Below are 20,091 nucleotides of genomic sequence, written 5' to 3'. Positions count from 1 at the left end.
CCCGGCGGGGATCAGCGGAACTTCACCGGTTCGGCTTCCGGGCCGAACCGATTGTCTCCCGGCGTGCCGACGAAGGCGCCCAAATCGATCATCATCATCACGATAATCAGCGTCGGAATGAAACGCCCGACGCCCCATTGCCAGATCGGCGCCAGCATCTGCCAGTTCCCCGCCGCCAGCATCCACGCCAGGATCAGCAGCAGCGCCCACCAGCCGGCCTTGTTGCGATCGTGCAGGCGCTTGACCAGCACCGCCGCCGTCGGCCACAGCAGCGCCACGATAAAGAAAGCGATGGATTGGATGGCGATCAGCTGATAGTTGGCCAGCGTAAACGCCGCCGCCATCAACACCAGCCACAGCCCCATCCAGATCCAGAAGTCGCGCCGCCCGATGCGGCCCTTAAAAGAAAAACACCACTGTTGTAACGTCATCGATTCCTGCGCTCTAAGCCTGCCCATATTCTGCGCCGCAGTGTAACATAGGCGCTGCCGGGCCGAGTTTTCCGCCTCGCATAACGCGGCGCGCCGCACAGCTTTCTCGTCAGCGAACCGATAATGGCGTGGGATCTTTGACAAGGCCTGCGGGTTATCGCTTTAATCGGAGCCATCTTTGTCCTTGATGCCATACGCCATGCTGAGAAAAACCCTCGCCATCGCCTGCCTGCTGCAGGCCGCCGCCAGCGCCTGGGCCGAACCGCCCGCCGCCGAAGCGAAACCGACCGCGCCTTACCTGCTGGCCGGCGCGCCGACGTTCGACCTGACGGTGATTAAATTCCGCGAAAAGTACAACCGCGATAACCCGAAGCTGCCGATTGGCGAATTCCGCGCCATTCCCGCCGCCGAAGACGATTCGCCGCTGCTGACGCGCGCCGCCAGTAAACTCAACGAAAACCTGTACGCCTCCACCGCACTGGAGAAAGGTACCGGTAAAATCAAAACGTTGCAGATCACACATCTGCCGCTGCAGCAGGCCAATGAAGAAAAAGCCGCGCGCGCCATCGCCATCAACTACATGGCGGCGCTGATGCGTCAGTTCGAACCGGCGCTGACGGTGGAACAGAGTCAGAACAAGGTGAACAGCCTGCTGGAAAAAGGCAAAGGCTCGCGTTTTTACCAACAGCAGGTCGGCGCCATTCGCTATGTCGTCTCGGACAACGGCGATAAAGGGGTCACCTTCGCGGTTGAACCGATTAAGCTGGCGCTTTCCGAGCCGTAACGGCGCGGCATTTAATGACGAAAAGCAAAGCCTTCGCGCTTAATGATCTCTATACTGTTGGGCAGGTAAACTGCCGGTCCGGCAGTTGTCATTTCGACTCTCGCGTTCCCTAGTTGGAGGAAAAAACATGCGTCATCCATTAGTTATGGGTAACTGGAAGCTTAACGGCAGCACCCACATGGTCAACGAACTGATCGCCGGTCTGCGCAATGAGCTGAGCAGCGTTGACGGCTGTGGCGTCGCCATCGCCCCGCCGGTGATGTATCTGGATCAGGCCAAGCACGCGCTGGCCGGCAGCCGCATCGCGCTGGGCGCGCAGAACGTGGACGTTAACCTGTCCGGCGCCTTCACCGGTGAAGTTTCCGCCAACATGCTGAAAGACGTCGGCGCTCAGTACATCATCATCGGCCACTCCGAGCGTCGCACCTACCACAAAGAAAGCGACGAAGTGATCGCCGAGAAATTCGCCGTGCTGAAAGAAGCCGGTCTGATCCCGGTGCTGTGCATCGGTGAAACCGAAGCGGAAAACGCAGCGGGCAAAACCGAAGAAGTGTGTGCGCGCCAGATCGACGCCGTACTGAAAACGCTGGGCGCACCGGCGATGAAAGGCACCGTGATCGCCTATGAGCCGGTCTGGGCCATCGGTACCGGCAAATCCGCCACCCCTGCGCAAGCGCAGGCCGTGCACAAATTTATCCGCGATCACATCGCCAAACACGATGCCGCGGTCGCCGCTGAAATCATCATCCAGTACGGCGGTTCGGTGAACGACAAGAACGCCGCAGAGCTGTTCTCCCAGCCGGACATCGACGGCGCGCTGGTGGGCGGCGCCTCGCTGAAAGCCGACGCTTTCGCCGTGATCGTCAAAGCCGCTGCCGCAGCGAAAAAAGCCTGATTGTCTTAGGCTTGCCATAAAAAAACCCCGGCAAGCCGGGGTTTTTTATTGCCGCTCAAACGGGATCAGCGTTTGCTTATCTCGTCGAAGACGCCGCCGGTGGCGAAGTGCACCTTCTGCGCTTCGGTCCAACCGCCGAAGGTGTCATCCACGGTGAACAGCTTCAGCTGCGGGAACTGGCCGGCGAACTTGGCCGCCACCGCCGCATCGCGCGGGCGATAATAGTGCTGCGCCGCGATAGTCTGCCCTTCCGGCGAATACAGATACTTCAGGTAGGCGGTCGCCACGTCGCGGGTGCCGCGTTTATCGACCACCTTATCCACCACCGACACCGTCGGTTCGGCCAGAATCGATTCGCTCGGGGTGATGATCTCGAACTTGTCTTTGCCCAGCTCTTTCTCCGCCAGCAGCGCTTCGTTTTCCCAGGCGATCAGCACGTCGCCGATGCCGCGCTCAACGAAGGTGTTGGTCGAGCCGCGCGCGCCGGAATCCAGCACTTCTACGTTCTTGTACAGGTCTTTGACGAACGCCTGCGCCTTGGCCTTATCGTTGTTGTTGTGATGCAACGCGTAGCCCCAGGCGGCGAGGTAGTTCCAGCGGGCGCCGCCGGAGGTTTTCGGATTCGGGGTGATCACCGACACGCCCGGCTTGATCAAGTCAGGCCAGTCATGAATTTGTTTCGGGTTGCCTTTGCGCACCAGGAAGACGATGGTCGATGTGTAAGGCGCCGAGTTGTCCGGCAGGCGTTTTATCCAGTCTTTCTCAATGCGCCCGCGTTCGGCGATGGCGTCGACGTCATAGGCCAACGCCAGCGTCACCACGTCGGCCTCGATGCCGTTGATCACCGAAGTCGCCTGTTTGCCGGAGCCGCCGTGCGACTGACGCACCGTCACCTTGTCGCCGGTTTCCGCCTGGTAGTGCTTGCTGAATGCCGTGTTGTAAGCCTGATAGAACTCGCGCGTCGGATCGTATGACACGTTCAGCAACTGAATATCCTTCGCCATGGCGCCGGACGCCAACAGCACCAATGTCAGACCTACACCCCATTTACGCATCGACAGGCTCTCCCAGAAAATTAACGCAACCTCAATCGGTTGATTTAGCATCAGAGCCTGCCAGAAACTTTCCCGGCAATTAAAGAATAAAAAATTTTGGGCTAGATGATTCTGGAATATGTCGCCGGCGAGCATAAAAAAGCCCCCGCAAGCGGAGGCTTTCAGCGCGCGGTGAGCGGCGAATCAGTACAGCTTTTTCGCCGTTTCCAGCCAGTCGCCCTTGAACGGACGCTTCATGTTTTCGATCGCGTCGATGATGTCGTGATGCACCATCTTTTCGTTCTGGATACCGACGCAGCGGCCGCCGTAACCCTGCAGCAGCAGTTCGATGGCGTAGGCGCCCATGCGCGAGGCCAGGATGCGGTCATAGGCGACCGGTGAACCGCCGCGTTGAATGTGGCCCAGCACGGTAGCGCGGGTTTCACGCTTGGTTTCCTGCTCGATGTGGCGCGCCAACTCATCGATGTCGCAGATGTGCTCGGTGATCGCTACGATGGCGTGCTTTTTGCCCTTGGCGATACCGGCCTTGATTTCGCACACCAGATCTTCGCGATTGAATTCGATTTCAGGCAGCACGATGAATTCGCAGCCGCCGGCAATCGCCGCCGCCAGCGTCAGATCGCCGCAGTAACGGCCCATCACTTCCACGATAGAGATGCGCTGGTGCGACGAGGAGGTATCGCGCAGGCGGTCGATCGCTTCCACCACGGTTTCCAGCGCGGTGAAGTAACCGATGGTGTAGTCGGTACCTGCGACATCGTTATCGATGGTGCCTGGCAGGCCGATGCACGGGAAGCCTTCTTCCGTCAGGCGTTTGGCGCCCATGTAGGAACCGTCGCCGCCGATCACCACCAGCGCGTCGATACCGCGATTCTTCAGGTTTTCAATCGCCTTGGCGCGCACGTTTTCATCCCTGAATTCCGGGAAGCGGGCAGAGCCGAGGAAGGTGCCGCCGCGATTGATCATGTCGGACACGCTATAGCGGTCCAACTGCTCCATGCGATCTTCGTACAAGCCAAGGTAGCCATCGTAAATACCAAAAACTTCCAGACCTTCTGAAAGCGCAGAACGCACAACGCCGCGGATTGCAGCGTTCATACCCGGCGAATCACCGCCGCTCGTCAGTACACCGATTTTCTTGATCATGACTACCTCTGAACTGTGTAGATGCAATTTCTTAAGAATTCTGTCTCCGCCGATCGTCTTGAAACCTCTCCGGCTGCAGAAAACCAGCTTTACGGCTTATTGCTGGATATTATATCAAAAACACCCAGCTGAATTGATTCAAGTCACGCAATATAACGGTTAAAACACCGCATGGCACGCTGAGCTAACTCAGATATTCATGATAATACGTTGCGCTATGCCTCTATATGATTATAGCTCCCAATGCCCCTGCCTACCCGGCGGCACCACGGAGCACGGATCCAGGTGAATGATGACGTCCGCCCCCGCAAAACGTTGCCGCAGGGCTTGTTCCACCTGATCGGCCAACCGGTGCGCCTCGCGCAGCGGCAGCGTGTCCTCCATCTCCAGATGCAGCTGGATGAAACGCGTCGGCCCCGACTGACGCGTGCGCAGATCGTGTGCGCCTTTCACGCCGGGCCAGGAGGAAACCACGGCGATAATCGCCTGGCGCTCGTCATCCGGCAACGCCCGATCCAACAGCGACTGCACCGCTTCATAGCCCATGCGCAACGCGCTATAGAGGATGTAAACGCCGATGCCCAGCGCGAACAACGCATCCGCCCGTTGGAAGCCGTACCAGCTTAGCCCAAGAGCGATAAGAATAGCACCATTCATCATGACATCTGACTGATAATGCAGCATATCTGCGCGTACGGCCTGACTGCGCGTTTTTCTGACCACCCAGCGTTGATAGGTGACCAGAATCAGCGTGCTGACCAACGCGATCACCGTCACCACGACCCCGACGCCGGGATCGCGCAGCGTTTGCGGCGCATACAAGTGCTGGAAGCCGGTGAGGAACAAAAACAGGGCGGAGCCGGAAATAAACATGCTCTGCGCCAGCGCCGCCAGCGATTCCGCTTTACCGTGGCCGAAGGTGTGCTCGGCATCGGCCGGCTGTAGCGAATAGCGCACCACCAGAAGGTTGGTCAGCGAGGCGGCGATATCGACCAACGAATCCACCAGCGCCGCCAACAGGCTGACCGAACCGGTGTGGTACCAGGCGACGATTTTGATCAACAGCAGCGACGACGCCAGCGCGGTTGCGGCCAACGCGGCGGACTTTACCAGGCGTGCATAGCGCTGTTCCATAAGGGGCCCCGGCCAAAAGGTGTGGCGCTCAATATAGCGAAATGTCGGATAAAAAAAACCCCGCCATCATGGCGGGGAAGACAGGGATGGTGTCTATGGCAAGGAAAAACAGGGGACTACTCAGTCGTACTTCACTTCTGGGCAGAAGCTTGCTGCAAACCAGAAATTTGTTGCTCCATCTGCTGCATGCGCTGCTGATGTTTCTGGTCTAAAACACTTTTTTGCTCTGGCGTCAGCAGGTTATACATTTGGTTGCGCACCCGGGCCATTTCGACCTGGCGCTTGACCTGCTGTTGGGCCATCTTTTCCGCCTGGGCGTACACGGCGGCTTCGTCAAATTTCTCTGCGGTCACCAGTTTATGCATGGCTTCCATTTCAGCTACATTGACACCAGGCAGATCGTGCCGGGCCTGGCGCATCAAATCGCGCATTTGCTGGCGCTGCTGTTCGCTGAGGCTGACACCGTCGAACATATGGTGCTGGCCGGGTATTCGGGTCATCGCGTCGTTGCCGGGAGGTTGGGCTGTGTCCGGTATAGTGTCGGCAGCGAAGGCAGCGGTCGAACCAATTGCCAGCAGTGATGCCATAACTAATGCGGTCACCTTACGCATTTCAACTCCTCAAGCTTTCTCACTTTGCGAATCAACGAGGAGCAGTGTACCGCCACACCTGAAAACCTGCGTCAGTGCATGTAAAACTACGTAAAGTCATGGAATGGCAACAGTTGATGACGTATTTTGCGTCTGGAGGTAAATCATAATGAACAAGATTCTGTTAGTTGACGACGACCGCGAGTTGACCTCGCTGTTAAAAGAACTGCTTGAAATGGAAGGTTTTAATATCGTCGTCGCGCACGATGGCGAGCAGGCGTTGTCGCTGCTGGACAGCTCCGTCGATCTGCTGCTGCTCGACATCATGATGCCGAAGAAAAACGGCATCGATACGCTGAAAGAACTGCGCCAACATCACCAAACGCCGGTCATCATGCTGACCGCGCGCGGCAGCGAGCTGGACCGCGTGCTGGGCCTGGAGCTGGGCGCCGATGATTACCTGCCGAAACCCTTCAACGATCGCGAGCTGGTCGCGCGCATTCGCGCCATTCTGCGCCGTTCTAACTGGAGCGAACAGCAGCAACAGGTCGACAGCGGCGCCCCGACGCTGGATGTCGATGGCCTGCAGCTGAACCCCGGCCGCCAGGAGGCCAGCTTCGACGGCCAGGTGCTGGATCTGACCGGCACCGAGTTCACCCTGCTGTATCTGCTGGCGCAGCATCTCGGCCAGGTGGTGTCGCGCGAACTGCTGAGCCAGGAAGTGCTGGGCAAACGCCTGACTCCGTTCGATCGCGCTATCGACATGCACATCTCCAACCTGCGGCGTAAGCTGCCGGATCGCAAAGACGGGCATCCGTGGTTCAAAACCCTGCGCGGGCGTGGTTATTTGATGGTATCTGCAACATGATCAACAGTTTGACGGCACGCATCTTCGCCATTTTCTGGTTCACGTTAGCCCTGGTGCTAATGCTGGTGCTGATGGTGCCCAAGCTCGACTCCCGCCAAATGACCTCGCTGCTCGACAGCGAGCAGCGGCAGGGGTTGATGCTGGAACAGCACGTCGAGGCCGAGCTGCAAAACGATCCGGCCAACGATCTGATGTGGTGGCGCCGCCTGTTCCGCGCCATCGACAAATGGGCACCGCCGGGCCAACGCCTGCTGCTGGTCACCAGCGAAGGCCGGGTGATCGGCGCGCAGCGCAACGAAATGCAGATAGTCCGCAACTTCATCGGCCAATCCGATAACTCGGATCATCCGAAGAAGAAAAAATACGGCCGCGTCGAGCTGGTCGGGCCGTTCGCGGTGCGCGACGGCGAAGACAACTACCAGCTGTACCTGATCCGTCCCGCCAACAGCCCGCAATCCGATTTCATCAACCTGATGTTCGACCGGCCGCTGCTGCTGCTGATCGTCACCATGCTGATCAGCGCCCCGCTGCTGCTGTGGCTGGCCTGGAGCCTGGCGAAGCCGGCGCGCAAGCTGAAGAACGCCGCCGATGACGTGGCGCGCGGCAACCTGAAGCAGCATCCGGAGCTGGAGGCCGGTCCGCAGGAGTTCCTGGCTACCGGTGCCAGCTTCAACCAAATGGTCAGCGCGCTGGAGCGCATGATGAACGCGCAGCAGCGGCTGATCTCGGACATCTCGCACGAGCTGCGCACGCCGCTGACTCGCCTGCAGTTGGCCACCGCGCTGATGCGCCGCCGCCACGGCGAAGGCCACGAACTGGCGCGCATCGAAACCGAAGCGCAGCGGCTGGATTCGATGATCAACGATCTGCTGGCGCTGTCGCGCGGGCAGCAGAAGGGCGAGCTGGCGCGCGAGCAGTTGAAGGCCAACGAACTGTGGGCCGACGTGCTGGACAACGCCCGTTTCGAAGCGGAACAGATGGGCAAGCAGCTGGAGATCGCTGCGCCTCCCGGCCCGTGGACGCTGTTCGGCAACGCGAGCGCGCTGGACAGCGCGTTGGAAAACATCGTGCGCAACGCCCTGCGTTATTCGCACACCCGCATCGCCGTGGCGTTCAGCGCCGACAATCAGGGCGTGACCATCCAGGTTGACGACGACGGCCCCGGCGTCAGCGCCGAAGATCGCGAGCAGATTTTCCGCCCGTTCTACCGCACCGATGAGGCGCGCGACCGTGAGTCCGGCGGCACCGGCCTTGGTCTGGCGATCGTCGAGGCGGCGGTCAATCAGCATCGCGGCTGGGTGAAGGCCGAAGACAGCCCGCTCGGCGGCCTGCGGCTGGTGCTGTGGCTGCCGCTGCATCATCAACGCCTATCGTCTAAGACAGAACAGTAAGAGTTTGCTATCCTGCGCCCCTCGTTCACGAGGGGCCTGCAACATGCTGAACATCGTTTTATTTGAACCCGAGATTCCACCCAATACCGGCAATATCATCCGCCTGTGCGCCAATACCGGCTTTAATCTGCATCTGATCGAACCGCTGGGTTTTCCGTGGGACGACAAGCGTCTGCGCCGCGCCGGGCTGGATTACCATGAGTTCACCCGCGTCCGCCGTCATGCCGACTACGCCGCTTTTCTCGCCGCCGAGGATCCGCAACGGCTGTTTGCTCTCACGACCAAAGGCACGCCGGCGCACAGCGCCGTCAGCTATCAGGCCGGCGACTACCTGCTGTTCGGCCCGGAAACGCGCGGGTTGCCCGCCGACATCCTCGATGCGCTGCCCGCGCAGCAAAAAATCCGCATCCCGATGCAGGCGCAAAGCCGTAGCATGAACCTGTCGAATGCCGTCGCGGTGGTGGTTTATGAAGCCTGGCGGCAGCTGGACTATGCCGGCGCGCTGATCAAGGCGTAATCCGCAACGACGCGCCATACTGAAGGAGGCATCGTTGCGATGCTCTCTCCAGGAACGGCACATGGCTTTCGTCGAGGATATTGTCACCCCGCTTCGCCGGCTCGAGTCGGCGCTGAACGAGGCGCTACAGCGGCTGCAACAGGCGCCGGACAGCGAAGCGCTGCACGATTTGCGCGTCAGTCTGCGCCGTATCCGCAGCCTGCTGCGCCCGTTGCACGGTTGCCCCGGCGCAACGCGGCTCGATCGGGCCGCCGCCGAATTGGGCAGGCTCACGACGCCGCTGCGCGATCTCGAGGTGCTGATCGCTGAACTGGCGCACCATCATCTGGATTGGCAGGCCAACGTGCGCCAGAGCGATTTTCAGGCCCGCTGCCGCCAACTGCTCGCCAACCCGCAGCTCATCAGCTTCCCTTCGCTATTGCACGCCTGGCCGCACCGCTTTCGCCGCACCGCGCAACGCGCCGCCAAACACCGTGTGAACCGACGCCTGCAGCGCCAGCAGCGGCAATTGCGCCGGGCATTGGCTGATACCGGCTACGATCGCCACCGTCTGCGGCTGCTGGTTAAACGCCTGCGTTACGCGGCCGAAGCCTACCCGCAACGCCTTCCCCTTTCTCCCGCCGCGATGGCGAGCCTGAAAGCGGCGCAAAATGCCCTCGGTGATTGGCACGACCGGGAGGTTTGGTGCCTGCAAGCCGAACATCAGGCGGATCTCTGGCCATTGTTGCCACAGTGGCAAGCTGAGCTATGCCTGACGCTGGCCAGAGCGGATGCCTCACTCGCCGCCTTATCACCGGCGCTGGCGACAAAAACCGACGGCGCATCACGATCCTGAAAAAAGGCCGCGACAGGGCACGCCCGGCCCCGAAAATGCCCGCTACGCCGCAGATAATGCGCTATGTTTTGTAAGGGTAATCACCACTCATCATAGGAAACCACATGAAAAAACAACGCTTGAGCGTTGCCATGGCCGTTCTGGCAGCGGGCCTGTTGCTGGCGGGCTGTTCGTCCAAAGTCACCCAAACGTCGCAATATTCGGGCTTCTTGTCCGATTACAGCAAACTGCAGGAAACCACCTCGCCCAGCGGTCATAAAACGCTGCGCTGGGTAGATCCGAGTTACAAGGAATCCAACTATCGCGGCATCTATTTCCAACCGGTGGTCTATTTCCCGGCGGAGAAACCCACGGCGCGCGTCAGTCAGGACACGTTGAACAAGATTAAGGCCTACGCGACCCAGCGGATCAAAACCGCGCTGCAGAACCGCTTTACCATTCTGCCAAGCCCGGCGGGCTCGCGCGTGCTGGTGGCCAAACTCGCCATCACCGCCGTTTCGGCCGAAAACGAAGACATGAAGTTCTATGAGGTGGTGCCGGTCGCTGCGGTGGTTGCCAGCACCATGGCGGCTACCGGGCACCGGACGCAAAATACCGCGCTGTATATCGAAGGCGAGTTGATCGACCAGGATACCGGTAAAACGGTGATGGAAGTGGTGCGCAAGGCCTACGGTAAAACCGTCAACAACGACAGCACGCCGGTCACGGCGGATGACGTCAAGGCGGCGATCGACGATATCGTTACCGATATCACCCAGTTCCCGAAACAGGGCTGACCGCCGCTTGAAAAACACAGGGGGAGCCGAAGCTCCCCCTGAATGGACCCGCAGGCACGGCTTAGATGCCGTCGCCGTACTCGAATCCGTGGTTGGTGCCGTTGAAGTATTGATCCATATCCATCGACGGCGTATCGCTCTCCGGGCGCCCGACGATGCGCGCCGGTACGCCGGCGGCGGTGGTGTGCGGCGGCACCGCCTGCAAGACCACCGAGCCCGCGCCGATCTTGGCGCCCTTGCCCACTTCGATATTGCCGAGAATTTTGGCGCCGGCGCCAATCATCACCCCTTCGCGAATTTTCGGGTGACGGTCACCGCTGGTTTTCCCGGTACCGCCCAGGGTGACCGACTGCAGAATAGAGACGTTGTTTTCCACCACCGCCGTTTCACCAATCACGATGCCGGTGGCGTGGTCGAGCATGATGCCGCAGCCGATGGTCGCCGCCGGGTGGATGTCTACGCCGAAGGCGACGGAAATTTGATTTTGCAGGTAGATCGCCAGCGCTTGCCGCCCTTGCTGCCACAGCCAGTGGCCGATGCGGTAAGCCTGCAGCGCGTGGAACCCTTTCAGGTAAAGCAGCGGCGTGGAGTATTTATCGACCGCCGGGTCGCGCAGCCGCACCGCGAGAATATCGCGCGCCGCCGAAACGATCATCTGATTGTCGGACTTGTAGGCCTCTTCCACCACCTCGCGCACCGCGATGGCGGGCATGATCGGCGTCGCCAGCTTGTTGGCCAACATATAGCTGAGCGCGCTGCCCAGGTTCTCATGCTTGAGCAACGTCGCATGGAAAAAGCTGGCCAGCATCGGTTCACAATCAGCCAGTGCTCGCGCTTCTGATTTAATGCTGTTCCAGACCTGCTCCAACTCTTCTGACGACATCACATACCCCTTTACCTTGCCAAACGGGCCGCTTCACACGGTGGCGCGGAGCGGCCCAGGTCATTTGCGGGGTCAGCATTCCGCTGCCCCGACATATCGTTTTATGTCACGCGCTGGGTTTTTCGTCCTTTCGGGCTCGCCCCAGCAGGCTCAGCGCCGCTTCGCGGGCGTCCTTGTGGCAGTAAAGCACCTGATAGATCTGTTCGGTGATCGGCATTTCAACGCCGTGCCGCTGCGCCAACGCCAACACCTCTTTGGTATTGCGATAGCCCTCGACCACCTGACCGATGCTGTCCTGCGCTTCCTGCACGCCTTTGCCCTGCCCCAGCATAATGCCGAAGCGGCGGTTGCGCGACTGGTTGTCCGTGCAGGTTAGCACCAGATCCCCCAGCCCCGCCATGCCCATGAACGTCGAAGGGTCGGCGCCCAGCGCAGAACCCAGACGGCTCATTTCCGCCAGCCCACGCGTAATCAACGCGGTGCGGGCGTTGGCGCCGAAACCGATGCCGTCGGACATGCCGGCGCCGATGGCGATCACGTTCTTCACCGCGCCGCCAAGCTGAACGCCGATGAAGTCGGGATTGCTGTAGACGCGGAAGCTCTTGCCGCAGTGCAGCAGCTGTTGCAGATCGTCGGCGAACTGCGCATCGGTCGCCGCCAGCGCAATCGCCGTCGGCAGGCCGGCGGCCAGCTCTTTGGCGAACGTCGGCCCGGAGAGCACCGCCAGCGGGATCGCCTCGCCCAACGCCTCACGCGCCACGTCCTGCAGCAACCGACCGGTTTCCGCTTCCAATCCCTTGGTGGCCCACACGATGCGGGCGTCCGGGCGCAGATGCGGCTTCAGCTGGCGCAACACGTCGCCGAACACATGGCTCGGCACCACCACCAGCACGTCGCGGCTGGCGGCCAGCGCACGCGCCAAATCGGCTTCAAGCAGCAGGGTATCGGGGAAAGGAACGTCGGGCAGAAACGCCTGATTGCAGCGATCGCGCTGCAACGTTTGAATTTGCGCGGGGTTATGCCCCCACAACACCACGGTGTGGCCGTTACGCGCCAGCGTGATGGCCAATGCGGTGCCGTACGAGCCGGCACCGATGACAGTCATTGAAGCATTGACGGTGTTCATCAGGCATCCTGATGTGGTGCGGCACCTTCGCCTTCCGCCTGCTGCTGCAGATAGTTCATGAACAGCGCGTCAAAGTTGACCGGTGCCAGGTTCAGCTGCGGGAATGTGCCGCGGGAAACCAGGCTGGTGATGCACTCGCGCGCATACGGGAACAGGATGTTCGGGCAGTATGCGCCCAGGCAATGCGCCAGCTGCGTGCCTTCGATGCCTGCTACCGAGAAGATGCCCGCCTGTTGCACTTCGCACAGGAACGCCGTCTCTTCGCCCAGGGTCGCCGTCACGGTTACGCGCAGTACCACTTCATACACTTCGTCAGCCAGTTGGCTGGACGCGGTATCCAGATCAAGTTTAACTTCCGGCTGCCATTCCTGCTGGAAAACCTGCGGCGCGTTCGGCGCTTCGAAGGAGATGTCCTTGGTATAAATACGTTGGATCTGGAAAGCCATTTCAGTGCTGTTTTGTTCTGACATGTGAGTAATACCCTTGGTTAAACGTCCTTATTGACACTCGGTGAACCGGCAAGCTGCTTAAAGCAGCGGATCCAGGCCGCCGCGAGCATCGAGTTCATATAAATCATCACAGCCGCCGATATGCCGGCCGTCGATGAAAATCTGCGGCACGGTGGTGCGCCCGCTGCGCTCGATCATCACTTCGCGCTTGGCGTTATCGCCATCGATGGCGATCTCGTTAAACGCCGCGCCCTTGCTGTTCAACAGCGCCTTGGCGCGATGGCAGAACGGGCAAGTCGCTTTGGTGTAGATATCAATGTTAGCCATGGATTGCCACCTAAAATAGGTTTAACGGTTACTTGCCGCGCACCAGCGGCAGGTTTTCTCCGCTCCAGCCGGCGATGCCGTCTTTCAGCATCGTCACCTTTTCAAAACCGGCCTTGCTCAGGTTCTCCGCGGGCTCGCGGGAGGCGGTGCCGTTGGCGCACACGACGATGATCGGCTGCGCTTTGTGTTTTTCCAGCTCGCCCAGGCTGCCGCTTTTGATTTCGCTGGCGGTCAGGTTGATGGCGCTGGCCAGGTGACCACGGCGAAAATCGTCGCGGCTGCGGGTGTCGACCACCACGGCATCTTCTTTGTTGATCAGGCGGATAGCTTCACCGCGAGCGATCTCTTTGACCTTGGAGAAACGGCTTTTGAAGGTCATGACGATCACGGCGACCAGCAGAGCGATCCAAGCCAGGCTCAGAATAGGGTGTCTGCTTACGAATGGCATAATTTCTTGCAGCATGGGGTGTAACAACTCCCGTCAGTTAAGGGATAAATAAGTCAAGGTTCCAGAGTATACCTGCCGAGTGCGGCAAATACAGCCAATAAGCAAGCGCGATTGTAGAAACTGCGGGCTGCGCTGAGAAATTCCCGAGGTCAGAGCATAAAAGCCCGCGCGATTCGCCGCAACCTTGATCTCTTTGGGCTATTTATCGCCGGCGGCGGTGTAAAATCAGCCGGTTTTTCGAGGGCGAACAGCCATGCTTCCGGCGGGCGCATGGCTGTTCGCAGCTTAAAAAGTTCATAAGAGGTCAATGCAATGTCGAGCAACAAAAAACCGATGGTACTGGTGATCCTGGACGGTTACGGCCACCGTGAAGAGCGGCAGGACAACGCGATCCTGAACGCCGGCACCCCGGTGATGGATCGCCTGTGGCGGGAACAGCCGCATACGCTGATCGCCGCTTCAGGGCTGGATGTCGGCCTGCCCGACGGCCAAATGGGCAACTCCGAAGTCGGCCACGTCAACCTGGGCGCCGGGCGCATCGTATACCAGGATCTGACCCGGCTGGACAAAGCGATCGCCGACGGCGACTTCTTCGCCAATCCGGTCCTGACCGCCGCCGTCGATAAGGCCGTGGCGGCCGGCAAAGCGGTGCATATCATGGGCCTGCTGTCGCCGGGCGGCGTGCACAGCCACGACGAGCACATCCTGGCCATGATTAAACTGGCCGCCCGGCGCGGCGCCAAAGCCGTCTATCTGCATGCCTTCCTCGACGGACGCGACACGCCGCCGCGCAGCGCCGAAGCCCCGCTGCAGCGCTGCCGCGAGGCCTTCGCCACGCTGGGCGTCGGGCGCATCGCTTCACTCATTGGGCGCTACTACGCCATGGATCGCGACAACCGTTGGGATCGCGTGCAGCTGGCCTATGACCTGCTGACCGCGGCCAAAGGCGACTACGTGGCCGACGATGCGGTAGCCGGTTTGCAGGCCGCCTACCAGCGCGGTGAAAACGACGAGTTCGTCAAACCGACCGTCATTCGCGCCGCCGGCGAGGCCGATGCCGCGATGCAGGACGGCGATGCGTTGATCTTCATGAACTTCCGCGCTGACCGCGCGCGCCAGATCACCCGCGCCTTCGTGAACGCGGATTTCGACGGTTTCCCACGCGCCAAACAGGTGCAGTTCGGCGATTTCGTGATGCTGACCGAGTACGCCGCCGACATCGACACCGCCTGCGCCTATCCGCCGGCGTCGCTGGCCAACACCTTCGGCGAATGGCTGATGAAGCACGACAAAACCCAGCTGCGCATCTCGGAAACCGAAAAATACGCCCACGTCACCTTCTTCTATAACGGCGGCGTGGAAGCGCCGTTCAAGGGCGAAGACCGCGTGCTGGTCAATTCACCGAAGGTCGCCACCTACGATCTGCAGCCTGAGATGAGCGCCGCCGAGCTGACCGACAAACTGTTGACCGCCATCCGCAGCGGCAAATACGACGCCATTATCTGCAACTACCCGAACGGCGACATGGTGGGGCATACCGGCGTGTATGAAGCGGCGGTCAAAGCGGTGGAAACGCTGGACGCCTGCATCGCCCAGGTGGTTGACGCGGTGCGCGACGTCGACGGTCAGTTGCTGATCACCGCCGATCACGGCAACGCCGAGCAGATGCGCGATCCGGCCACCGGCCAGGCGCATACCGCACACACCAGCCTGCCGGTGCCGCTAATTTACGTCGGCAAACCGGCGCAGGCGGTCGAAGGCGGCAAGCTTTCGGACATCGCGCCAACCCTGTTAACGCTGATGGGAATGGAAATCCCGCAAGAGATGACTGGTAAGCCGCTGTTCATCGTGGAATAATCCTTCTCCATGAGGGAGAAGGCGTTTTTTGCACTATCAAGGGTAACCCGAAGCGCAAACGCAGGCAGCCGGCCGCTGCCTGAACGCACCGCGCCAAGGACGTTCACCGCCATGTGCGCCAGCGTATTTTGCGCTGGCGTCTTGCTGTTGCCGCTCGCCGGCCAGGCGGCGGAAGACAATAAATCCCAGCTGAAAGACATTCAGCAGAGCATCGCCGAGAAAGAAAAAGCGGTGAAGCAGCAGCAACAGCAGCGCAGCTCGCTGCAGGATCAGCTGCGGCAGCAGGAAAAAACCATCGCTCAGGCCAGCCGCCAGTTGCGCGACACCCAGGGCACGCTCACCCAGTTGGGCAAGGACATTTCCGGCCTGAACGCCTCGATCGCCAAGCTGCAAAAGCAGCAATCGACCCAGCAAAACCTCCTCGCCAAACAGCTCGACGCCGCCTTCCGGCAAGGGCAGCACAGCGCCGTGCAGCTGATCCTCAGCGGTGAAGAAAGCCAGCGCAGCGAACGTATTCTGGCCTATTTCGGTTATCTGAACGAAGCGCGCCAGAAAACCATCGAAGAGCTGAAACAGACCCGCGCCGAGCTAGCGAAGCAAAAAACCACGCTGGTGGCCAAACAGGGCCAGCAAAAATCCTTACTGAGCGAACAACAGACGCAGCAGCAGAAGCTGGAGCAGGCGCGCGGCGCCCGCAAGAAAACGCTGACCGCGCTGGAAGCCTCGCTGGAAAAAGACCAACAACGCCTGGTGGAACTGCGCCAAAACGAAGCCCGCATGCGCGACAAGATCGCCCGGGCGGAGCGCGAAGCCCGTGCGCGCGCCGAACGCGAAGCGCGTGAAGCGGCCAAGGTGCGCGAACAGGTGCGCATCAAGGAACAGCAGGCGAAGAAAACCGGCACCACCTACAAACCTAGCGAAGCCGATCGCTCGCTGATGGCGCGAACCGGCGGCCTCGGCCGTCCGGCCGGCCAGCTGATGTGGCCGGTGCGCGGCCGCACGCTGCACGGCTTTGGCGAGCAGCAGCAGGGCGAGCTACGCTGGAAAGGCATGGTGATCGAAGCCCGCGAAGGCAGCGAAGTGAAAGCCGTCGCCGATGGCCGCGTGCTGCTGGCCGACTGGCTGCAAGGCTATGGCCTGATGGTGGTGGTCGAACACGGTAAAGGCGACATGAGCGTGTACGGCTATAACCAAAGCGCGTTGGTCAACGTCGGGGCGCAGGTGCGCGCCGGCCAGCCGATCGCTCTGGTCGGCACCAGCGGCGGCCAGGGAACGCCGTCGCTCTATTTCGAAATCCGTCGTCAGGGACAGGCGGTTAACCCACTGCCGTGGTTGGGAAGATAGATTTGCGCTATGTCAAAACCCGTACAGCTCTGTTAATAGGCTGTCTGCTGCAGGTTTACGCTGCGCAGGCAGGGAAACTCTCCATCGTCATCGACGACGTGGGCTACCGCCCTCACGAAGAAAACGCGGTGCTGCAAATGCCGACGGCGATCTCGGTCGCGGTATTGCCCAACGCGCCGCATGCCCGCCTGATGGCCACCCGCGCCCACAGCCAGGGCCGCGAAGTCTTGATCCACATGCCGATGGCGCCGCTCAGCAAGCAGCCGCTGGAACGCGATACCCTGCAGCCCTCCATGAGCAGCGACGAGATCCAGCGCATCATCCGCAACGCGGTGAACAACGTGCCCTACGCGGTCGGCATGAACAACCACATGGGCAGCGCCATGACCTCCAGCCTGCCGGGCATGCAGAAAGTGATGCAGGCGCTCGAAAGCTACCGCCTGTACTTCCTCGACAGCATGACCATCGGTAACAGCCAGGCGACCCGCGCCGCGGCCGGCACCGGCGTGAAGGTGATCAAACGCAAGGTGTTCCTCGACGATACCGCGAACGAAGCCGACATCCGCCGCCAGTTCAACCGCGCGGTCGAATTGGCGCGGCGCAACGGCTCCGCCATCGCCATCGGCCACCCACGCCCGGCGACGGTGAAAGTGCTGCAGCAGATGCTGCCGTCGCTGCCCGCCGATATCGTGCTGGTCAAACCGAGCGCGCTGCTGAACGAACCACAGGGCAACGGCGGCGGCAGCTACGTCCCACCGCCGGTCAAACCGCAAAAACCGCAGCCGAAAAATCCGTTCAGCGGCGGCATCAAGCAGTGCAAGGTCAAACCGCCGAAGGAAAAAGCCAACGCCGGCACCGCGCTGGGCGTCATCGCCGACAGCATTGCCACCTCGCCGCCGGTGACCTTCATCAAGCGTCATTGGCAACACTGGACGCAAGCCAAACCGCAAGCATAAAAAAAGGCCGGAATTCCGGCCTTTTTCACGTCTGCCGAGATTAATCCCAGCTCAGCACCACTTTACCCGACTTGCCGGAGCGCATGGCGTCGAAGCCCTGCTGGAACTCGTCGATCGAGAAACGGTGGGTGATGATTGGGGTCAAATCCAGGCCGGACTGGATCAGCGCCGCCATCTTGTACCAGGTTTCGAACATTTCGCGGCCGTAAATCCCTTTGATAAACAGCCCTTTGAAGATGACCTGGTTCCAGTCGATCGACATATCCGAAGGCGGAATGCCCAGCATGGCGATGCGTCCGCCGTGGTTCATGGCATTGAGCAGCGTGCGGAACGCCGGCGGCGCGCCGGACATTTCCAGACCGACGTCGAATCCTTCGGTCATACCCAGCTCGGCCATCACGTCGTTGAGGTTTTCCTTACTGACGTTCACCGCGCGGGTCACGCCCATCTTGCGCGCCAGTTCCAGACGGTATTCGTTAACGTCGGTGATCACCACATGACGGGCGCCGACGTGTTTGCACACCGCCGCCGCCATGATGCCGATCGGACCGGCGCCGGACACCAGCACGTCTTCCCCGACCAGATCGAACGACAGCGCAGTATGCACCGCGTTGCCGAACGGATCGAAGATCGAAGCCAGTTCGTCGGAGATGTTATCCGGGATCTTGAAGGCGTTGAACGCCGGGATCACCAGATATTCCGCGAAGCTGCCCGGACGGTTCACGCCCACGCCGATGGTGTTGCGGCACAGGTGCGTGCGGCCGCCGCGGCAGTTGCGGCAGTGGCCGCAGGTGATGTGGCCTTCGCCGGACACGCGATCGCCGATGCTGAAGCCTTTGACTTCCTGACCGATCGCCACCACTTCGCCCACGTATTCATGGCCGACCACCATCGGAACCGGAATGGTTTTTTGCGACCACTCGTCCCAGTTGTAGATATGCACATCGGTGCCGCAGATCGCGGTTTTGCGGATTTTGATCATGATGTCGTTGTGGCCCAGCTCCGGCTGAGGCACGTCGGTCATCCAAATCCCTTCTTCCGCTTTCAGTTTTGACAGTGCTTTCATGGTTTTACCTTATGCAATAACGCCAAGATCCTTACCGATACGTGTAAACGCCGCCACTGCGCGTTCGATTTGCTCCGGGGTGTGGTCGGCGGACATCTGGGTGCGGATGCGCGCCTGGCCTTTCGGCACCACCGGATAGAAGAAACCGGTCACATAGATGCCTTCCTTGAGCAACGCATTGGCGAATTCCTGCGCCAGCTTCGCCTCCCCCAGCATGACCGGGATGATGGCGTGATCGGCGCCGGCCAGGGTGAAGCCGGCGGCGGTCATTTTTTCGCGGAACAGACGCGCGTTGGCCCACAGGCGATCGCGCAGCGCATCGCCCTCTTCCAACAGTTCCAGCACTTTGATCGACGCGGCGACGATCGCCGGCGCCAGCGAGTTGGAGAACAGGTACGGGCGCGAACGCTGGCGCAGCCACTCCACCACTTCTTTCTTGGCGGCGGTGTAGCCGCCGGACGCGCCGCCCAGCGCCTTGCCTAACGTACCGGTAATGATATCGACGCGGCCCATCACTTCGCAGTATTCATGGGTGCCGCGCCCGTTGGCGCCGACAAAGCCCACCGCGTGGGAGTCATCCACCATCACCAGCGCCTGATACTCGTCCGCCAGATCGCAAACCTCTTTCAGGTTGGCGATCACGCCGTCCATCGAGAACACGCCGTCGGTGGCGATCAGAATGTGGCGCGCGCCGTCGGCTTTGGCCTGTTTCAGCTGCGCGGCCAGCTCGGCCATGTCGTTATTGGCGTAGCGATAGCGCTTGGCCTTGCACAGCCGCACGCCGTCGATGATCGACGCATGGTTCAACGCATCGGAGATAATGGCGTCTTCCGGGCCGAGCAGGGTTTCGAACAGCCCGCCGTTGGCGTCGAAGCAAGAGGAGTACAGGATCGCGTCTTCCATGCCCAAAAAGGCCGCCAGTTTCTGTTCGAGCTGCTTGTGGCTGTCCTGGGTGCCGCAGATGAAGCGCACCGACGCCATGCCGAAACCGTGGCTGTCCATCCCCGATTTGGCGGCGGCGATCAGCGCCGGATGGTTGGCCAGGCCCAGGTAGTTATTGGCGCAGAAGTTGATCACATGGCTGCCGTCGGCGACGGCGATGTCCGCCTGTTGCGCGGAGGTAATGATGCGTTCTTCCTTGAACAGCCCTTCACTGCGCGTGGCGGCAAGCTGTTGTTCCAACTGCTGATAAAAAGACGCTGACATTCGGTTA

22 protein-coding genes are annotated in these 20,091 nt (G+C 60.6%); 10 read left to right on the top strand and 12 right to left on the bottom strand.

Annotated features, from left to right (window positions below; genetic code table 11):
* Nucleotides 1–11: 11 nt before the first annotated feature.
* On the bottom strand, nt 12–431 hold the full coding sequence (locus HWW83_RS22920) for a DUF805 domain-containing protein (protein WP_016929710.1): 420 nt from the start codon (nt 429–431) through the stop codon (nt 12–14).
* A gap of 199 nt (nt 432–630) precedes the next feature.
* Between HWW83_RS22920 and HWW83_RS22915 the strand changes: the two genes are divergently transcribed.
* The gene (locus HWW83_RS22915; RefSeq protein WP_033645207.1) at nt 631–1,215 is read left to right on the top strand and encodes a DUF1454 family protein; all 585 of its coding nucleotides are present in this window, start codon (nt 631–633) and stop codon (nt 1,213–1,215) included.
* 127 nt (nt 1,216–1,342) lie between these two features.
* Nucleotides 1,343–2,110: a triose-phosphate isomerase gene (gene tpiA / locus HWW83_RS22910; protein WP_004931113.1), complete on the top strand. Its 768-nt coding sequence runs from the start codon at nt 1,343–1,345 to the stop codon at nt 2,108–2,110.
* 65 nt (nt 2,111–2,175) lie between these two features.
* On the opposite strand, the gene HWW83_RS22905 is transcribed toward tpiA, so the two are convergent.
* From HWW83_RS22905 to cpxP, 4 genes are all read right to left on the bottom strand, one after another.
* Nucleotides 2,176–3,165: a sulfate ABC transporter substrate-binding protein gene (locus HWW83_RS22905; RefSeq protein WP_033645235.1), complete on the bottom strand. Its 990-nt coding sequence runs from the start codon at nt 3,163–3,165 to the stop codon at nt 2,176–2,178.
* Between the two features lie 183 nt (nt 3,166–3,348).
* Nucleotides 3,349–4,311 (bottom strand): 6-phosphofructokinase, encoded by a 963-nt coding sequence (gene pfkA, locus HWW83_RS22900; RefSeq protein ID WP_004931116.1) that lies wholly within the window; start codon nt 4,309–4,311, stop codon nt 3,349–3,351.
* A 231-nt stretch (nt 4,312–4,542) separates the two neighbouring features.
* On the bottom strand, nt 4,543–5,445 hold the full coding sequence (gene fieF / locus HWW83_RS22895; RefSeq protein ID WP_033631333.1) for a CDF family cation-efflux transporter FieF: 903 nt from the start codon (nt 5,443–5,445) through the stop codon (nt 4,543–4,545).
* Between the two features lie 131 nt (nt 5,446–5,576).
* Complete coding sequence (gene cpxP / locus HWW83_RS22890) at nt 5,577–6,056, bottom strand: cell-envelope stress modulator CpxP (RefSeq protein WP_004931122.1); 480 nt, start codon at nt 6,054–6,056, stop codon at nt 5,577–5,579.
* Nucleotides 6,057–6,204: 148 nt separating this feature from the next.
* Here cpxP and cpxR point away from each other — a divergent pair, with 148 nt between their 5' ends.
* The 5 genes from cpxR (at nt 6,205) to HWW83_RS22865 (ending at nt 10,422) form a co-directional block, all read left to right on the top strand.
* Entirely contained in the window at nt 6,205–6,903 is a 699-nt protein-coding gene (gene cpxR, locus HWW83_RS22885) for an envelope stress response regulator transcription factor CpxR (RefSeq protein ID WP_004931124.1), read from the top strand.
* A complete protein-coding gene (cpxA, locus tag HWW83_RS22880) occupies nt 6,900–8,294 on the top strand; it encodes an envelope stress sensor histidine kinase CpxA (RefSeq protein ID WP_015379421.1) in 1,395 nt (464 codons plus the stop codon). The genes cpxR and cpxA overlap by 4 nt, the downstream gene beginning before the upstream one ends.
* A 43-nt stretch (nt 8,295–8,337) precedes the next feature.
* The gene (trmL, locus tag HWW83_RS22875) at nt 8,338–8,811 is read left to right on the top strand and encodes a tRNA (uridine(34)/cytosine(34)/5-carboxymethylaminomethyluridine(34)-2'-O)-methyltransferase TrmL (protein ID WP_176589569.1); all 474 of its coding nucleotides are present in this window, start codon (nt 8,338–8,340) and stop codon (nt 8,809–8,811) included.
* Nucleotides 8,812–8,872: 61 nt separating this feature from the next.
* The gene (locus HWW83_RS22870) at nt 8,873–9,646 is read left to right on the top strand and encodes a CHAD domain-containing protein (RefSeq protein ID WP_176589568.1); all 774 of its coding nucleotides are present in this window, start codon (nt 8,873–8,875) and stop codon (nt 9,644–9,646) included.
* A 104-nt stretch (nt 9,647–9,750) separates the two neighbouring features.
* Entirely contained in the window at nt 9,751–10,422 is a 672-nt protein-coding gene (locus HWW83_RS22865; protein ID WP_033645203.1) for a DUF3313 domain-containing protein, read from the top strand.
* A 61-nt stretch (nt 10,423–10,483) separates the two neighbouring features.
* On the opposite strand, the gene cysE is transcribed toward HWW83_RS22865, so the two are convergent.
* From cysE to HWW83_RS22840, 5 genes are all read right to left on the bottom strand, one after another.
* Nucleotides 10,484–11,305, bottom strand: coding sequence for a serine O-acetyltransferase (cysE, locus tag HWW83_RS22860; RefSeq protein WP_025304676.1), 822 nt, complete (start codon nt 11,303–11,305; stop codon nt 10,484–10,486).
* Nucleotides 11,306–11,411: 106 nt separating this feature from the next.
* On the bottom strand, nt 11,412–12,431 hold the full coding sequence (gene gpsA / locus HWW83_RS22855) for an NAD(P)H-dependent glycerol-3-phosphate dehydrogenase (protein WP_033645202.1): 1,020 nt from the start codon (nt 12,429–12,431) through the stop codon (nt 11,412–11,414).
* Nucleotides 12,431–12,901, bottom strand: a complete 471-nt coding sequence (secB, locus tag HWW83_RS22850) for a protein-export chaperone SecB (protein ID WP_004931139.1) — start codon at nt 12,899–12,901, stop codon at nt 12,431–12,433. The genes gpsA and secB overlap by 1 nt, the downstream gene beginning before the upstream one ends.
* A 57-nt stretch (nt 12,902–12,958) precedes the next feature.
* Nucleotides 12,959–13,207, bottom strand: coding sequence for a glutaredoxin 3 (gene grxC / locus HWW83_RS22845; protein ID WP_004931142.1), 249 nt, complete (start codon nt 13,205–13,207; stop codon nt 12,959–12,961).
* A 28-nt stretch (nt 13,208–13,235) separates the two neighbouring features.
* Nucleotides 13,236–13,670, bottom strand: a complete 435-nt coding sequence (locus HWW83_RS22840; protein ID WP_033645201.1) for a rhodanese-like domain-containing protein — start codon at nt 13,668–13,670, stop codon at nt 13,236–13,238.
* A gap of 297 nt (nt 13,671–13,967) precedes the next feature.
* On the opposite strand from HWW83_RS22840, the gene gpmM reads away from it, so the two are divergent.
* From gpmM to HWW83_RS22825, 3 genes are read left to right on the top strand one after another with little or no spacing between them, the layout of a single operon-like run.
* Nucleotides 13,968–15,512: a 2,3-bisphosphoglycerate-independent phosphoglycerate mutase gene (gene gpmM, locus HWW83_RS22835; protein ID WP_033645200.1), complete on the top strand. Its 1,545-nt coding sequence runs from the start codon at nt 13,968–13,970 to the stop codon at nt 15,510–15,512.
* A 9-nt stretch (nt 15,513–15,521) separates the two neighbouring features.
* Nucleotides 15,522–16,856 (top strand): murein hydrolase activator EnvC, encoded by a 1,335-nt coding sequence (gene envC / locus HWW83_RS22830; protein WP_028128084.1) that lies wholly within the window; start codon nt 15,522–15,524, stop codon nt 16,854–16,856.
* Between the two features lie 2 nt (nt 16,857–16,858).
* Complete coding sequence (locus HWW83_RS22825; RefSeq protein WP_046687967.1) at nt 16,859–17,812, top strand: divergent polysaccharide deacetylase family protein; 954 nt, start codon at nt 16,859–16,861, stop codon at nt 17,810–17,812.
* Between the two features lie 40 nt (nt 17,813–17,852).
* Here the strand turns inward: HWW83_RS22825 and tdh are convergent, their stop codons facing one another.
* Nucleotides 17,853–18,878, bottom strand: a complete 1,026-nt coding sequence (tdh, locus tag HWW83_RS22820) for an L-threonine 3-dehydrogenase (protein WP_033645198.1) — start codon at nt 18,876–18,878, stop codon at nt 17,853–17,855.
* A 9-nt stretch (nt 18,879–18,887) separates the two neighbouring features.
* Nucleotides 18,888–20,084: a glycine C-acetyltransferase gene (gene kbl / locus HWW83_RS22815; protein ID WP_176589567.1), complete on the bottom strand. Its 1,197-nt coding sequence runs from the start codon at nt 20,082–20,084 to the stop codon at nt 18,888–18,890.
* Nucleotides 20,085–20,091: the final 7 nt, after the last annotated feature.

It is taken from the genome of Serratia ureilytica (genome assembly GCF_013375155.1).
In the GTDB taxonomy this organism is placed as follows: domain Bacteria; phylum Pseudomonadota; class Gammaproteobacteria; order Enterobacterales; family Enterobacteriaceae; genus Serratia; species Serratia ureilytica.
This window is presented reverse-complemented; position numbering and strand designations above follow the sequence as displayed.

Coding starts and splice junctions, on each gene's coding strand:
- tdh (WP_033645198.1), bottom strand. CDS start 18,878: ATGAAAGCACTGTCAAAACTGAAAGCGGAAGAAGGGATTTGGATGACC.
- HWW83_RS22865 (WP_033645203.1), top strand. CDS start 9,751: ATGAAAAAACAACGCTTGAGCGTTGCCATGGCCGTTCTGGCAGCGGGC.
- grxC (WP_004931142.1), bottom strand. CDS start 13,207: ATGGCTAACATTGATATCTACACCAAAGCGACTTGCCCGTTCTGCCAT.
- HWW83_RS22920 (WP_016929710.1), bottom strand. CDS start 431: ATGACGTTACAACAGTGGTGTTTTTCTTTTAAGGGCCGCATCGGGCGG.
- gpmM (WP_033645200.1), top strand. CDS start 13,968: ATGTCGAGCAACAAAAAACCGATGGTACTGGTGATCCTGGACGGTTAC.
- HWW83_RS22915 (WP_033645207.1), top strand. CDS start 631: ATGCTGAGAAAAACCCTCGCCATCGCCTGCCTGCTGCAGGCCGCCGCC.
- pfkA (WP_004931116.1), bottom strand. CDS start 4,311: ATGATCAAGAAAATCGGTGTACTGACGAGCGGCGGTGATTCGCCGGGT.
- cysE (WP_025304676.1), bottom strand. CDS start 11,305: ATGTCGTCAGAAGAGTTGGAGCAGGTCTGGAACAGCATTAAATCAGAA.
- trmL (WP_176589569.1), top strand. CDS start 8,338: ATGCTGAACATCGTTTTATTTGAACCCGAGATTCCACCCAATACCGGC.
- cpxP (WP_004931122.1), bottom strand. CDS start 6,056: ATGCGTAAGGTGACCGCATTAGTTATGGCATCACTGCTGGCAATTGGT.
- gpsA (WP_033645202.1), bottom strand. CDS start 12,431: ATGAACACCGTCAATGCTTCAATGACTGTCATCGGTGCCGGCTCGTAC.
- HWW83_RS22870 (WP_176589568.1), top strand. CDS start 8,873: ATGGCTTTCGTCGAGGATATTGTCACCCCGCTTCGCCGGCTCGAGTCG.
- tpiA (WP_004931113.1), top strand. CDS start 1,343: ATGCGTCATCCATTAGTTATGGGTAACTGGAAGCTTAACGGCAGCACC.
- cpxA (WP_015379421.1), top strand. CDS start 6,900: ATGATCAACAGTTTGACGGCACGCATCTTCGCCATTTTCTGGTTCACG.
- cpxR (WP_004931124.1), top strand. CDS start 6,205: ATGAACAAGATTCTGTTAGTTGACGACGACCGCGAGTTGACCTCGCTG.
- envC (WP_028128084.1), top strand. CDS start 15,522: ATGAGGGAGAAGGCGTTTTTTGCACTATCAAGGGTAACCCGAAGCGCA.
- HWW83_RS22840 (WP_033645201.1), bottom strand. CDS start 13,670: ATGCTGCAAGAAATTATGCCATTCGTAAGCAGACACCCTATTCTGAGC.
- fieF (WP_033631333.1), bottom strand. CDS start 5,445: ATGGAACAGCGCTATGCACGCCTGGTAAAGTCCGCCGCGTTGGCCGCA.
- kbl (WP_176589567.1), bottom strand. CDS start 20,084: ATGTCAGCGTCTTTTTATCAGCAGTTGGAACAACAGCTTGCCGCCACG.
- secB (WP_004931139.1), bottom strand. CDS start 12,901: ATGTCAGAACAAAACAGCACTGAAATGGCTTTCCAGATCCAACGTATT.
- HWW83_RS22905 (WP_033645235.1), bottom strand. CDS start 3,165: ATGCGTAAATGGGGTGTAGGTCTGACATTGGTGCTGTTGGCGTCCGGC.